The sequence below is a fragment of the Pseudomonas sp. NFACC37-1 genome (genome assembly GCF_900101575.1).
GTDB classification, from domain to species: domain Bacteria; phylum Pseudomonadota; class Gammaproteobacteria; order Pseudomonadales; family Pseudomonadaceae; genus Aquipseudomonas; species Aquipseudomonas fluorescens_AA.
Genome location: NZ_FMUZ01000047.1, coordinates 23,263 through 37,200, shown reverse-complemented (window position 1 = coordinate 37,200; position 13,938 = coordinate 23,263). Strand labels below are relative to the sequence as shown.

At 62.8% G+C, this 13,938-nt stretch carries 12 protein-coding genes and 1 pseudogene; 5 read left to right on the top strand and 8 right to left on the bottom strand.

Annotated features, from left to right (window positions below; genetic code table 11):
• The 4 genes and pseudogenes from BLP82_RS31415 to BLP82_RS27950 all read right to left on the bottom strand — a co-directional run.
• A pseudogene (locus tag BLP82_RS31415) lies at window positions 1–268 on the bottom strand (IS110 family transposase); the annotation flags it as partial.
• Between the two features lie 109 nt (window positions 269–377).
• Window positions 378–968: an LON peptidase substrate-binding domain-containing protein gene (locus BLP82_RS27960; protein WP_092176113.1), complete on the bottom strand. Its 591-nt coding sequence runs from the start codon at window positions 966–968 to the stop codon at window positions 378–380.
• Between the two features lie 10 nt (window positions 969–978).
• On the bottom strand, window positions 979–1,695 hold the full coding sequence (locus BLP82_RS27955; RefSeq protein WP_060740473.1) for an LrgB family protein: 717 nt from the start codon (window positions 1,693–1,695) through the stop codon (window positions 979–981).
• Window positions 1,692–2,057: a CidA/LrgA family protein gene (locus tag BLP82_RS27950; RefSeq protein ID WP_092176109.1), complete on the bottom strand. Its 366-nt coding sequence runs from the start codon at window positions 2,055–2,057 to the stop codon at window positions 1,692–1,694. The genes BLP82_RS27955 and BLP82_RS27950 overlap by 4 nt, the downstream gene beginning before the upstream one ends.
• Window positions 2,058–2,373: 316 nt before the next feature.
• Between BLP82_RS27950 and BLP82_RS27945 the strand changes: the two genes are divergently transcribed.
• The 3 genes from BLP82_RS27945 to BLP82_RS27935 all read left to right on the top strand — a co-directional run bounded on the left by BLP82_RS27945 (window position 2,374) and on the right by BLP82_RS27935 (window position 5,319).
• Complete coding sequence (locus BLP82_RS27945; protein ID WP_060740471.1) at window positions 2,374–2,829, top strand: MaoC family dehydratase; 456 nt, start codon at window positions 2,374–2,376, stop codon at window positions 2,827–2,829.
• A gap of 102 nt (window positions 2,830–2,931) precedes the next feature.
• The gene (locus BLP82_RS27940; protein ID WP_092176105.1) at window positions 2,932–4,650 is read left to right on the top strand and encodes a C13 family peptidase; all 1,719 of its coding nucleotides are present in this window, start codon (window positions 2,932–2,934) and stop codon (window positions 4,648–4,650) included.
• A gap of 27 nt (window positions 4,651–4,677) precedes the next feature.
• Window positions 4,678–5,319, top strand: coding sequence for an oxidoreductase (locus tag BLP82_RS27935; protein ID WP_092176101.1), 642 nt, complete (start codon window positions 4,678–4,680; stop codon window positions 5,317–5,319).
• A gap of 220 nt (window positions 5,320–5,539) precedes the next feature.
• Here the strand turns inward: BLP82_RS27935 and BLP82_RS27930 are convergent, their stop codons facing one another.
• The 4 genes from BLP82_RS27930 to BLP82_RS27915 all read right to left on the bottom strand — a co-directional run bounded on the left by BLP82_RS27930 (window position 5,540) and on the right by BLP82_RS27915 (window position 10,074).
• The gene (locus tag BLP82_RS27930; protein WP_072411944.1) at window positions 5,540–5,824 is read right to left on the bottom strand and encodes a YceK/YidQ family lipoprotein; all 285 of its coding nucleotides are present in this window, start codon (window positions 5,822–5,824) and stop codon (window positions 5,540–5,542) included.
• A complete protein-coding gene (gene ubiX / locus BLP82_RS27925) occupies window positions 5,817–6,464 on the bottom strand; it encodes a flavin prenyltransferase UbiX (protein WP_092176097.1) in 648 nt (215 codons plus the stop codon). Before ubiX ends, BLP82_RS27930 begins: the two co-directional genes overlap by 8 nt.
• Window positions 6,461–7,810, bottom strand: a complete 1,350-nt coding sequence (mpl, locus tag BLP82_RS27920; protein WP_060740466.1) for a UDP-N-acetylmuramate:L-alanyl-gamma-D-glutamyl-meso-diaminopimelate ligase — start codon at window positions 7,808–7,810, stop codon at window positions 6,461–6,463. Before mpl ends, ubiX begins: the two co-directional genes overlap by 4 nt.
• A 356-nt stretch (window positions 7,811–8,166) precedes the next feature.
• Window positions 8,167–10,074, bottom strand: a complete 1,908-nt coding sequence (locus BLP82_RS27915; protein ID WP_092176092.1) for a sigma-54-dependent Fis family transcriptional regulator — start codon at window positions 10,072–10,074, stop codon at window positions 8,167–8,169.
• A gap of 519 nt (window positions 10,075–10,593) precedes the next feature.
• On the opposite strand from BLP82_RS27915, the gene BLP82_RS27910 reads away from it, so the two are divergent.
• The gene (locus BLP82_RS27910; protein WP_060740464.1) at window positions 10,594–12,114 is read left to right on the top strand and encodes an acetaldehyde dehydrogenase ExaC; all 1,521 of its coding nucleotides are present in this window, start codon (window positions 10,594–10,596) and stop codon (window positions 12,112–12,114) included.
• Between the two features lie 261 nt (window positions 12,115–12,375).
• Entirely contained in the window at window positions 12,376–13,746 is a 1,371-nt protein-coding gene (gene eat / locus BLP82_RS27905) for an ethanolamine permease (RefSeq protein WP_092176088.1), read from the top strand.
• The last annotated feature ends 192 nt before the right edge of the window (window positions 13,747–13,938 follow it).

Sequence of the window (13,938 nt, the reverse complement as noted above, 5' to 3'; positions counted from 1 at the left end):
TGTTGCTTTTGACGTAAGGACGTACATGTTGGGCTGCTATGAGTTTGGGTTGATGGCCACAACTGACTGCGAATCGGCCCATGAAATGCGCACCGCCGCAGGCTTCCATAGCCAGGGTGCAAGCGGGCAGTTGAGCAATGAAGGCAAAAACCTGAGCGCGTGAAACCTTGGCACGGAACAGGTGGCGCCCGCGGTTATCTTGACCGTAGAAGTGGAAGCAGTTTTTGCCTAGATCCAAGCTGGTAATAGCAAGATTGTCAGTATTCATGGCGGCGGTCTCCGGTAGATCCCCCAGTGAAAGCTTAGCTTTCACTGGGGGAGGTCTGAGAGGACCATTTCATTAGGGATCAGTGGTATTCAGTGAAATATGAGTTGAGTCAGGCGAAGAGCTCGCCCTGCAGCTCATCGAGCAGCGCCTGGATCGCATCCAGGCGCTGTTGCGGGTCGTCGAGTTGCAGCAGGTCGATCTTGTCCAGCTCATTGAACGGCAGCAGGTAAGCCAGTTGATTGGCCAGCGATTGCTGGCCGGTCGCTTCGGTGCCCATGTTCAGGGCCTCGACCATCGGGTGCTCGGCCAGGGCCTTGAGCAGCGCCACCAGGTCGGCGTCTTCCTCTTGCAGCGGTTGCTCCGGTTCTTCCTCCAGCCACTCGACTTCAGCGACCATCAGTTGATCCGCCTGGACGCGGGTGCCATGGACGATAAAGCGCCGCCCACCCTCCACGCGAATGCCCAGCAGACCATTGTCCTGCTGGGAGAAATCAGTAATGCGCGCTTCACAACCGACCCGCGCGAAGCCTTCAGGCGCGTGACCGACTTCTTCGCCATCGAGGATGCACACCACCCCGAAGCCTTCGCCTTTTTTCATGCAGCGCCCAATCATGTCGAGGTAACGCGCCTCGAAAATCTGCAAGTCGAGGATGCAACCGGGGAACAGCACGGTGTTCAACGGGAAAAGCGGCAAGCTCATAACCAGATCCTTAAACGGTCATCGACACCACCAACGGCAATAGCACCGCCGTGGCCACGCCCATCAGACTCATTGCCAGCGCCGCAAAGGCACCCGACTCCTCGCTTTCCTGCAACGCCACCGACGTGCCCACCGCATGGGCCGCCAGCCCCAGGGCCATGCCCCGGGCCTCGGGGCTATGGACACCCAACCGGGTCAGAATACTCGGACCGAGGATCGCCCCGAGCACACCGGTGATCAACACGAACACCGCCGCCATGGCCGCCACGCCGCCGATCTGCTCGGCCACCAGCATGGCGATCGGTGAAGTCACGGACTTGGGCGCCATGGTCATCAGGATCATGTGCTCGGCGCCAAAGGCCCAGCCCAACACCACCGCGGAGCCCGTGGCAAACACCCCGGCTATCACCAGCGTAGTAAAAATCGGCCAGAACAACTGCCGGATCCGTCGCAGGTTCAAATACAGCGGCACCGCCAGGGCGACCGTGGCCGGGCCCAGCAGAATGCTGAGGATCTCGGTGCTCTTGCGGTACTCGGCATAGCCGATGCCGCAGCCGACCAACACGCCGATCAACAGCACCATCGACATCAACACCGGTTGCAGGAACACCCAGCGGGTCTTTTCGAACGCCGCCAACACCAACTGATAGGCACCCAGGGTAATGCCGATGCCGAACAGCGGATGGTGGATCACCGAGGTCCAGGCGCCCTGCCAGTCGAGCATCATTGGCTGTCCTCCGGGGCGGCGACGTGACGGCGGGCCAGGCGCTGCATCAGCACGCCCGTCAGCGCCACGGACAGCACCAGGGACAAGGTCAACGCGCCAACGATGGCCCAGAAATCGGCGGCAATCGCCCCGGCATAGACCATCACCCCCACCGCTGGCGGCACCAGCAGCAAGGGCAGGTAACGCAGCAGGCTACTGGCGGCCAGGTTCAACGGTTCGCTGACTTCACCGCGCACCACCAGATAGCCCAGCAGCAACAACAGGCCAATGATCGGCCCAGGCAGCACCGGCAAGAACACATGATTGATCGCAGTGCCCAGCAATTGGAAAAACACCAGCCAGGTCAGACCCCGTAGCAACATCCGCTCTCTCCCCTCACAAACACCATAAACCTGTTCCTGTAGGAGCTACCCGTAGGAGCTGCCGAGTGCAACGAGGCTGCGATCTTTCCCCTTCCAATTGAATCCGGAGCGAAAGATCAAAAGATCGCAGCCTTCGGCAGCTCCTACGGGGAGTCACCTGATGACACATTTAAACATGCTCGCGCTATGGGTCGGCATTCGTAAAAAGCATGTTCAGTGACCTTACGTGCACGCCATGTTGATCTACAGTGGTTTTTCGGGGACGCCAATCCCCGCCCCAGAAAAAGTAAAACCGATGAACCCAAGGAGAGTCTCAATGCCCTACGTCCCCGTTGCAGCGCTCAAAGATTATGTCGGCAAGGAACTTGGACGTTCCGAATGGCTCACGATCGATCAGGCGCGCATCAACCTGTTCGCCGAAGCCACTGGCGACTTTCAGTTCATCCACGTCGACCCGGTCAAGGCCGCGCAGACCCCGTTCGGCAGCACCATCGCCCACGGTTTCCTGTCGCTGTCGCTGATGCCCAAGCTGATGGAAGACATCCTGATCCTGCCCGAAGGCGTGAAGATGGTCGTCAACTATGGCCTGGACAGCGTGCGCTTCATCCAACCGGTGAAGGTCGACTCCAAGGTCCGGCTCAAGGTCGACCTGGTGGACGCCACCGAGAAAAAACCCGGCCAATGGCTGCTCAAGGCCACCGCCACGCTGGAAATCGAAGGTTCGGAAAAACCGGCCTACATCGCCGAGCCACTATCACTCTGCTTCGTGTAAACCTGCGCGGTCGCGAAACCGCTCGTGCAGTTTCGCATCGCTTCCCTATGTCCAGGGGGGCTAGCTGCGGCATACTCGTGGCTTGATGATCTGGATCCGGTTATGCGCTTATTCGTCCCACTGACCCTGACCCTGTTGCTCACCGCCTGTGGCGGCGGCGAATCGCCGCTGCCTCCCGACGCGCGCCTGCCCGACGGCGGCCGCTATCGCGGCGACCTGGTGGACGGGCTGCTGCAAGGCCAAGGGCGCATCGACTACCCCAACGGCAGTTGGTATGCCGGGCAGTTCGACAAGGGCCAGTGGCACGGCACCGGGGAATGGCACGGCAGCAATGGCGAGGTCTATCGCGGCCAGTTCCACCAGGGCCTGTTCCACGGCCAGGGCAGCCTGACCACCCCCACCAGCAGCTACACCGGCGGCTTCAAGCTGGGGCGCCGGGACGGTGAAGGGACGCTCAAGGAAAACGGCATGACCTACCGGGGCGAGTTCAAGGCCGACCGCTATTCCGGTCTCGGGCGCCTGGAACTCGACGACGGCAGCCAGTACCAAGGCCCCTTCGTCAACGGCAAGCCCAACGGTGAAGGCCAGCGCTTCGATGCCAGCGGCAACCAGTTCACCGGCCATTTTGTCGACGGGCAACTGCAGGGCAAGGGCACCTTCAACAGCGCCGATGGCGATGTCTACATCGGCGGTTTCAGGAACAACCAGCTCAACGGTCGCGGTCGCTACGAAAATGCCGACGGCGATGTCTGGATCGGCCGGTTCAAGGACGGCGCGCTGACCGGCAAGGGCGAACTGATCGGCGCCGACGGCAGCCACTACCTCGGTCAATTCAATGATTGGCGCTTTACCGGCCAGGGCCGCCTGAACCTGCCCGACGGCAGTTTCTACATCGGCCAGTTCGAAAACGACAGCTACCACGGACGCGGCACCCTGGTGCTGACCGATGGCACCGTGCAAAGCGGCACCTGGGCCAACGGCCAACGGGTGCGCGACGCGGACGGCAGGCTGTTGCCGGATGTGCTCGAACTTGGCCTGCTGGCCCAGGGCCGCCTGCTGGAGGAGGCCCTGGCCAACATCCCGGCCTCGACCCCGGCGGTGGAACTGTACAGCCTGACCCTGGGCGGCGACGGCAAGCAAAGCGTATTCCTGCGCGAATCCGACTATGTCGCCAACATGCTCACCAGCCGTTTCGGCGCGTTCGGGCAGATCCGCCTGGTGAACCACCGCGATCACCTCGGCGACCGCCCCATGGCCAGCCGCGAAAGCCTGCGCCGCGCCGCCGCGACCCTGGCCGAGCGCAGTGGCCCGGAAGACCTGATTTTCATCTACCTGACCAGCCACGGCACCAGCGAGCATGAACTGGTGCTCGACCAGCCGCGCATGGAACTGGCCGACCTGCCCGCCGATGAACTGGCCGTGGTCCTGGCGCCGCTGAAGAACCGCGACAAGATCGTGGTGATCTCGGCCTGCTATTCCGGCGGCTTCATCCCGGCGCTCAAGGATGAACGCACCTTGATCATGACCGCCTCCCGGGCCGACCGAGTGTCCTTCGGCTGCTCCGAGGAAGCCAACTTCACCTACTTCGGCGATGCGCTGTTCGCCCAGGCCTTGAACCAGACCGACGACCTGGAGCAGGCTTTCAAGCGGGCCAAGGCCACCGTGGCCGAACGGGAACAGGCAGACAATTTCGAAGCCTCCGAACCGCAGATGTGGGCGCCCAGGACGGTCCTTTCCCACTGGCAACTGCTGCGCAAACAGCAGGCCCGGAAAGCATTGCAAAGTACTGCATTGAACGACGGGGCGACAAAGAGCAACTAAGCTGAACCGTATCAAGGGGGAAACACTATGTACTTGACGCCTCAGCATGTTTTGCTCGCCGGAGCCACGGGCCTGACCGGGGAACATCTACTGGACCGGCTGCTCAACGAGCCGACCATCACCCGGGTCCTGGCCCCCACCCGCCGGCCGCTGGCCGAACACCCGCGCCTGGAAAACCCGGTGGGGGAGCCGGCCCAGGTGTTGCCTCAACTCAGCGGCCAGGTCGACATCGCCTTTTGCTGCCTCGGCACCACCCTCAAGAAAGCCGGCTCCGAAGCGGCCTTTCGCGCGGTGGACCTGGACCTGGTGGTGGCATTTGCCCAGCGCGCCCGGGAACTGGGCGCGCGGCACCTGGTGGTGATCAGTGCCCTGGGGGCCGACGCCAAGTCATCGATCTTCTACAACCGGGTCAAGGGTGAGATGGAAGCGGCCCTCAGGGCCCAGGACTGGCCGCAATTGACCCTCTGCCGCCCTTCCCTGCTGCTGGGCGACCGCGTCGAACCGCGCCTGGCCGAGCAACTGGCCGGACCGTTGTCGAGGCTGATCCCGGGCAAATACCACGGCATCGAAGCCTGCCAACTGGCCCGGGCCATGTGGCGCCTGGCGCTGGAAGAGCAGGATGGGGTGCGGGTGGTGGAGTCGGATGAGTTGCGTAAACTGGGGAAATAGCCCGTGGTGCTCCACCGATCCAAAGCCGAGCGCTTATTGTGGTGTGAGGGGGTTGTGGCGAGGGGATTTATCCCCGCTGGACTGCGAAGCAGTCCCAAAAACCGGAGCACGCGGTGTATCAGACTGATTGAGTTAGCTGCCTTGGGGCCGCTTCGCGGCCCAGCGGGGATAAATCCCCGCGCCACAGGAATCTCCTCCAGACAGCTACCTCTTCTCAACCCTACATCCCCCCAGTCGCCCGGAACCCCACGCCAATTGCGGTGAACAACGACAACGGCAACAACAAGGTATCCAGCAGCGCACTGCCCGGCAGATCGACGCCAGGGTAGCTCGGCGCCTCGGCCCCGAAGCGGTCCTTGGCGCAACAGCCGCCGTTGAGGGCGTAAAGATCCAGGCGCGTGCCCGCGTACACCACCGGCGCACCGGGCTTGGCGGCGTCGAGGGTGCGGGCGGTGGCGCAGCCGGTCAGTTGCAGCGCCAACAGCACGATCAGCAGCTTATTCATCGCTGCTCAAATGATGCTCGCCCCAGCGCGGCAGCATGTCCTGGGGGATGTTCAGCAGGTTGAGAATCCGCGCGACGACGAAATCGATCAGGTCGTCGATGGTCTGCGGCTGGTGATAGAAACCCGGCGAGGCCGGCAGGATGGTCACGCCCATGTTCGACAGCTTGAGCATGTTCTCCAGGTGAATGCTCGAATATGGCGCTTCCCGCGGCACCAGGATCAGCTGGCGGCGCTCCTTGAGCGTGACGTCCGCCGCCCGTTCGATCAGGTTGTTGCAGGCCCCGGTGGCAATCGCCGACAGCGTCCCGGTGGAACACGGCACCACCACCATGGCCGCCGGCGCGCCGGAGCCCGACGCCACCGGTGACATCCAGTCTTCCTTGCCATACACGCGAATCTGCCCCGCCGCCGCCCCGGTGTATTCGGTGAGGAAGGCCTGCATCATCTGGGTCTTGGCCGGCAGGGTCACGTCGGTCTCGGTGGCCATCACCAATTGCGCGGCCTTGGAGATCAGGAAGTGCACCTCGCGGTCTTCGCGCACCAGGCAATCGAGCAGACGCAAACCGTACTGGGCGCCGGAAGCGCCGGTCATCGCCAACGTGATGCGTTCAGGGCCATTGCTCTCCAAGCGCGTGTTCATTTCAGTGCCTCGGCCAGCTTGCCATGCAGGCCGCCGAAGCCGCCATTGCTCATGATCACCACGTGGGTACCGGGCTGGGCCTGGCTCTTCACGCGCTCGATGATGCCTTCCAGGGAATCGCTGACAATCGACGGCACCGTGCACAGCGCGGCGGTGGCGCCGAGGTCCCAACCCAGGTTGGCCGGTGCGTACCAGATCACCTGGTCGGCATCGACCACGCTTTCCGGCAGGCCATCGCGGTGAGCGCCGAGCTTCATGGAGTTGGAGCGCGGCTCGATGATCGCGATCAACGGCGCCTCGCCGATGCGCTTGCGCAAACCGTCGAGGGTGGTGGCGATGGCTGTCGGGTGGTGGGCGAAGTCGTCATAAATGGTGATGCCGTTGACCTCGGCGACTTTCTCCATCCGCCGCTTCACACTCTTGAACGCGCTCAACGCAGCAATGCCCATGGACGGCACCACGCCGACATGCCGGGCCGCCGCCAACGTCGCCAGGGCGTTGGCGACGTTGTGCTGGCCGGTCATGCCCCACTCGACCACGCCTTGGGACTGGCCTTCGAACATGACTTCAAATTGCGAACCGTCATCCTTGAGCAACTTCACCTGCCATTGGCCGCCCGCACCGGTGGTTTGCACCGGGGTCCAGCAGCCCATTTCAATGACGCGCTGCAAGGCCGGTTCGGTGGTCGGATGGATCACCAGGCCTTCGCTCGGGATGATGCGCACCAAATGGTGGAACTGCCGTTCGATGGCCGCCAGGTCGGGGAAGATGTCGGCGTGATCGAACTCAAGGTTGTTGAGGATCGCTGTGCGTGGACGGTAATGGACGAATTTCGAGCGTTTATCGAAAAACGCGCTGTCGTATTCATCCGCCTCGATCACGAAGAACGGCGTGCCACCCAGGCGCGCCGACACCGAGAAATTCTGCGGCACGCCACCGATCAGGAAACCCGGGCTCATGCCCGCGTGTTCCAGGACCCAGGCGAGCATGCTGCTGGTGGTGGTCTTGCCGTGGGTGCCGGCCACGGCCAGGACCCAACGGCCCTGCAACACGTGATCGGCCAGCCACTGCGGCCCGGACACGTACGGCAGGCCTTTGTTGAGCACGTACTCCACCGCCGGGTTGCCCCGGGACATGGCGTTGCCGATGACCACCAGGTCCGGCGCCGGGTCCAGTTGTGCCGGGTCGTAGCCTTGGGTCAGTTCAATGCCCTGGGCTTCCAGCTGGGTGCTCATCGGCGGATAGACGTTGGCGTCGGAACCGGTCACATGATGGCCCAGCTCCTTGGCCAGGACCGCCATCGAACCCATGAAAGTGCCGCAAATACCGAGAATATGGATGTGCATAGTCGACCTCGTAAAACATGGCCGCAGGTTAGCGTAGGGAGGGGGAAATCGCACCTTGTGTTTCGACTTCACGCCGCTGAAGCACCGCAAATCACCTGTGGGAGCTTGCTCGCGATAGCGGTGAGTCAGCTTGCGGCGATGTTGAATGTGCCGCCGTCATCGCGAGCAAGCTCGCCCACAGTTGAATGTGCAACCCGACTTTTGTGGCGAGGGGATTTATCCCCGTTGGGCTGCGAAGCGGCCCCTAAACCAGGTAACTCGGCGTGCCAGTAAGATTGAGTTCACTGCTTTGGGGCTGCTGCGCAGCCCAGCGGGGATAAATCCCCTCGCCACAACAGCGGTCAGCAGTCAGTGCTTTATCGGGCAATCGCGTGTTTACGCAGCTTCCGGTAGAGGGTATTGCGGCTGATCCCCAGTTGTTCCGCCGTGTGGGTCATGTGCCAACGCTGGCGCTCCAGTGCATCGAGCAACGCCAGGCGCTCGGCATCTTCCAGTGGCCGTTCTGCCACCGTTTCGACCACGGCAACCGGGCGCTGGCGGATCATCGCCGGCAAGTCCTCCAGCCCAATCCGCCCACCGTCGCACAGCGCGGCGAGGGTGCGCAGCACATTGCGCAGTTGCCGCACGTTGCCCGGCCAGTCGAACCCCAGCAACGCCTGGCGCGCCGGCTCTTCGATGAGCACCGTCTCGGCCCCGCTTTCTTCAGCCAACAGGAAATCCAGCAATTGCGACTTGTCACTACGCTCACGCAACGCCGGGAGGGGGATTTCCAGGCCATTGAGGCGGTAATACAAATCCTCGCGAAAACTGCCGTCCCGCACCCGGTCGAGCAACTGCCGGTGGGTGGCGCTGATGATGCGCACGTTCACCGCCTCGGGTTCGCCGCCGATGGGCACCACCTGGCGATCTTCCAGCACCCGTAGCAAACGGGTCTGCAAGGCCAGGGGCATGTCGCCGATTTCATCGAGGAACAGCGTGCCGCCGTCGGCCTGTTGCAGCTTGCCGCGCATGCCTTCCTTGCGCGCGCCGGTGAAGCTGCCGCCGCGATAACCGAACAGTTCGCTCTCGATCAGGCTTTCGGGGATGGCCGCGCAGTTGAGGGCGACGAAGTGCTTGCCGGCGCGCTGGCTGGCGTGGTGCACGGCCTTGGCGAACGCCTCCTTGCCGGAGCCGGTTTCGCCATGGATCAGCAACGGCACATCGCGCTCGAACACCCGCAGTGCCTTGCGAAAATGCTCCTGCAACGCCGCGTCCCCCAGGCAGATACCCGGCAGCCGCGCGGGCTCGATGGCCTTGAGCAGTGCCGGCGCGACCGGCACCGGCACACTGCGCGGCTGGCCACGCAACACGGCGAACAAATGCCGGCCATCACGGGTGCGCAGCGGCCAACTGGCGCTGGCCTGGGCACTGGCCCGCCCCAGCAACTCGTCCAGTGAACAATCGAAAAAGTCTTCCACCCGCTGGCCCAGCAAGCCGCCGCGAATATGCCCCAACAGATTGAGCGCGCTCTGGTTGACCGCGCAGATCCGCCCTTCGCCGTCGAACGCCAGCAAACCCTCGCTGAACAGCCCCACGGATTCGGCCTGCAAATGAAAGCGCAGCAGCCATTGGTTGTCGAAGCAACGGAGGAAATAGCAACTCTCGATCATCTTCGCCGAGAGATTGACCAGGGCCATGGTGTGGAACTGGCTCTGGCGCGACACGTCCGGCCGGGCCGAGGAGACGTCGAGCACCGCCAGCAACTCGCCCTGGGGATCGAACACCGGGCTGGCCGAGCAGGTCAGGCCGGTGTGGCGGCCGCGAAAGTGTTCTTCCTGGTGGATGGTCAGGGCCTGGCGCTCCACCAGGCAGGTGCCGATGCCGTTGGTGCCTTCGCAGGCTTCGCTCCAGTCGGCGCCGAGCCAGAGGCCGGCCCGTTCGAAAATCTTCCGTTCGCTGGAGGCGGTGACGCAGTTGAGGATCACGCCCCGGGCGTCGGTCAGCAGCACCGCGTGGCCGGCGCCGGAGAGTTGCTGGTGCAGGCTGGTCATTTCATTGCCGGCGATGTGCAGCACCTGTTGCAAGCGCTCGCGGCTCTCCAGCACCCGGCCATGCTCGAGCACCGTCGGCGCCAGGTTCTGGGCCGGGTCGAGGTGATAGTCCTCGAGGCAGCGCAGCCAGGAACGGGCAATCGACGGATCGCTGCCAGGGCCCTGCAAATGGGCCTTGCCCTGGGTGACCGTCAGGACTTGCTGGGCATGGCGACTCAAATGGTTGCTGTGCATTTCTTATTATTCTCCCCGAAGGTTGCGGCCTTGTTGGAGTACCGGTCGAACCCTAACCCTGTGTTTGACACTTCACCTGTGGCGAGGGGATTTATCCCCGCTGGGCTGCGAAGCAGCCCCAAAACCTGAGTCTGCGGAGTGTCAGGTTGATCGAGTGACTACCTTGGGGGGCTGCTGCGCAGCCCAGCGGGGATAAATCCCCTCACCACAGATAAATCCCCTCGCCACAATGGTGTTCGGCAGGCCAACTGGCGAATACCCCAGCATCCTCCAGCCCAACCGCCTTTGCAATGCTGGCGCGACCTGCCAGTCACAGACTGTCTCGCACCTGGCACAAACTGTCACACCCGCCGTATCGCTATCGCCACACACCCCATCCGTTTGTCCGACCAACTCCTCCTAAAGTCTTGATTTACGGGCCCTGCAAGGCAATGGCCCAACCTTTGCTCTAGGCTTAGGTACCAGCGCTCGATTTTGCGCGGCCTCCCGTATAAGCACAAAAGCCAAGGAGAACTCATCATGCGTTACGCTCACCCCGGTACTGAAGGCGCTATCGTTTCGTTCAAGAGCAAATACGGTAACTACATCGGCGGCGAGTTCGTCGCGCCGGTCAAAGGTCAGTACTTCACCAATACTTCCCCGGTCAATGGCCAGCCCATTGCCGAATTCCCGCGTTCCACGGCCGAAGACATCGAAAAGGCCCTGGACGCTGCCCACGCCGCCGCTGATGCCTGGGGTGCCACCTCGGCCCAGGCCCGTTCGCTGATCCTGCTGAAAATCGCCGACCGTATCGAAGCCAACCTCGAAACCCTGGCGATCACCGAATCCTGGGACAACGGCAAGGCCGTGCGCGAAACCCTCAACGCCGACATCCCCCTGGCCGCCGACCACTTCCGCTACTTCGCCGGTTGCCTGCGGGCCCAGGAAGGCAGCGCCGCCGAGATCGATGGCAACACCGTGGCCTACCACATCCATGAACCCCTGGGCGTGGTCGGGCAGATCATCCCGTGGAACTTCCCGCTGCTGATGGCCGCCTGGAAACTCGCCCCGGCCCTGGCCGCCGGTAACTGCGTGGTGCTCAAGCCGGCCGAGCAAACCCCGCTGGGCATCTGCGTGCTCATGGAGTTGATCGGTGACCTGCTGCCACCCGGCGTGCTGAACGTGGTGCAAGGCTTCGGCAAGGAAGCCGGCGAAGCCCTCGCCACCAGCAAACGCATCGCCAAGATCGCCTTCACCGGTTCCACCCCGGTGGGCTCGCACATCATGAAATGCGCCGCCGAGAACATCATCCCGTCCACCGTGGAACTGGGCGGCAAGTCGCCGAACATCTTCTTCGAAGACATCATGCAGGCCGAACCGAGCTTCATCGAGAAAGCCGCTGAAGGTCTGGTGCTGGCGTTCTTCAACCAGGGCGAAGTCTGCACCTGCCCATCCCGCGCCTTGGTCCAGGAGTCGATCTACGACGAATTCATGCAAGTGGTGATGAAGAAAGTCCTGCAGATCAAACGCGGCGACCCGCTGGACACCGACACCATGGTCGGCGCCCAGGCGTCCGAACAGCAATTCGACAAGATTCTTTCGTACCTGGAAATCGCCAAGGGCGAAGGCGCCGAACTGCTGACCGGTGGCAAGGTGGAAAAACTCGAGGGCAACCTGGCGACCGGGTATTACATCCAGCCGACACTGCTCAAGGGCACCAACAAGATGCGCGTGTTCCAGGAAGAAATCTTCGGCCCAGTGGTGAGCATCACCACCTTCAAGGACGAAGCCGAAGCCCTGGCGATCGCCAACGACACCGAGTTCGGCCTCGGCGCCGGCCTCTGGACCCGCGACATCAACCGCGCCTACCGCATGGGCCGGGCGATCAAGGCCGGTCGCGTGTGGACCAACTGCTACCACCTGTACCCGGCGCACGCCGCGTTCGGTGGCTACAAGAAGTCCGGCGTGGGGCGTGAAACCCACAAGATGATGCTCGACCACTATCAGCAGACCAAGAACCTGCTGGTGAGCTACGACATCAATCCGTTGGGGTTCTTCTAACCTACCGGGAGATCGTTCCCACGCTCTGCGTGGGAACGCAGCCCGGGACGCTCCGCGTCCCAAAAAGCCGAACGCGGAGCGTCCGTTGAGGCATTCCCACGCCGAGCGTGGGAACGATCGACTGACACAACCCCTTGCTCGCGAGGGCGCTCTCACTCACAAAATCAATGCCCCACCGCTCTGGCACGAGCCTTGCGTGCCCGCTCCACAGCAAACCCGAAAGTCCAACAGATCAAACAATAAAAAAGACAGAGAGGACTTATGACTTCTACCACCCAACTCAAACCCACACTCGGCACCCTGCATTTATGGGGCATCGCCGTCGGCCTGGTGATTTCCGGCGAGTACTTCGGCTGGAGCTACGGCTGGGGCACCGCCGGGACCCTGGGCTTTCTCGTCACCGCCCTCATGGTGGCGCTGATGTACACCTGCTTCATCTTCAGTTTCACCGAACTGACCACCGCGATTCCTCACGCCGGCGGGCCGTTTGCCTACAGCCGACGGGCCTTTGGCGAGAAAGGCGGGTTGATCGCCGGGATCGCCACCCTGATCGAATTCGTCTTTGCGCCCCCGGCCATCGCCATGGCGATTGGCGCCTACCTCAACGTGCAATTCCCGGAGCTGGACCCCAAGCTCGCGGCGGTTGGCGCGTACATCGTGTTCATGACCCTGAACATCCTCGGCGTCAGCATCGCCGCCGCGTTCGAGCTGGTGGTCACCGTGCTGGCGGTCGCCGAATTGCTGGTGTTCATGGGCGTGGTCGCGCCGGGCTTCAGCTTCAGTAACTTCGTGCTCAACGGCTGGGCCGGCTCCAATGAATTCAGCCTCGCCTCGATCCCCGGCATTTTCGCGGCGATCCCCTTCGCCATCTGGTTCTTCCTCGCCATCGAAGGCGCGGCCATGGCCGCCGAAGAAGCCAAGGACCCGAAACGCACCATTCCCCGCGCCTATGTCAGCGGCATCCTCACCCTGGTGTTCCTCGCCATCGGCGTGATGATCATGGCCGGCGGCGTGGGTGACTGGCGCACCCTGTCGAACATCAACGACCCGCTGCCCCAGGCCATGAAGGCCGTGGTCGGCAACAATTCAACGTGGATGCACATGCTGGTGTGGATCGGCCTGTTCGGCCTGGTGGCAAGCTTCCACGGGATCATCCTCGGCTACTCGCGGCAGTTCTTCGCCCTGGCCCGGGCCGGCTACCTGCCCCGTGGCCTGGCGAAACTGTCGCGCTTCCAGACCCCGCACCGGGCGATCCTGGCCGGCGGCGTCATCGGCATCGCGGCGATCTACAGCGATGGCCTGGTGAACCTGCAAGGCATGAGCCTGACGGCGGCGATGATCACCATGTCAGTGTTCGGCGCCATCGTGATGTACATCATCAGCATGCTCAGCCTGTTCAGGCTGCGTAAGACCGAACCGAACCTGGAACGCACCTTCCGTGCGCCGGGCTACCCGATCGTACCGGGCATTGCGCTGTTCCTGGCGGTGGTGTGCCTGGTGGCGATGGCGTGGTTCAACATGGTGATTGGCTTGGTGTTCCTCGGCTTCATGATTGTCGGCTACCTGTATTTCCAACTGACCGCCAAGCAACGCTCCGATGCGCCGGCGGACGCTATGCTCACAGGTATCTGAACGTTGCACCGGCGCCGGGCCGAGGGTCCGGTGCCTGCCATATAGGAGTGCACGCAGCTCTGCCCTTGTGGGAGCGGGCTTGCTCGCGAATGCGGTGTGTCATCCGATACATGTGCTGAATGACACACCGCATTCGCGAGCAAGCCCGCTCCCACAGGTTGGATCTGCGGTGTTTAGGTAATTTAGAACCAA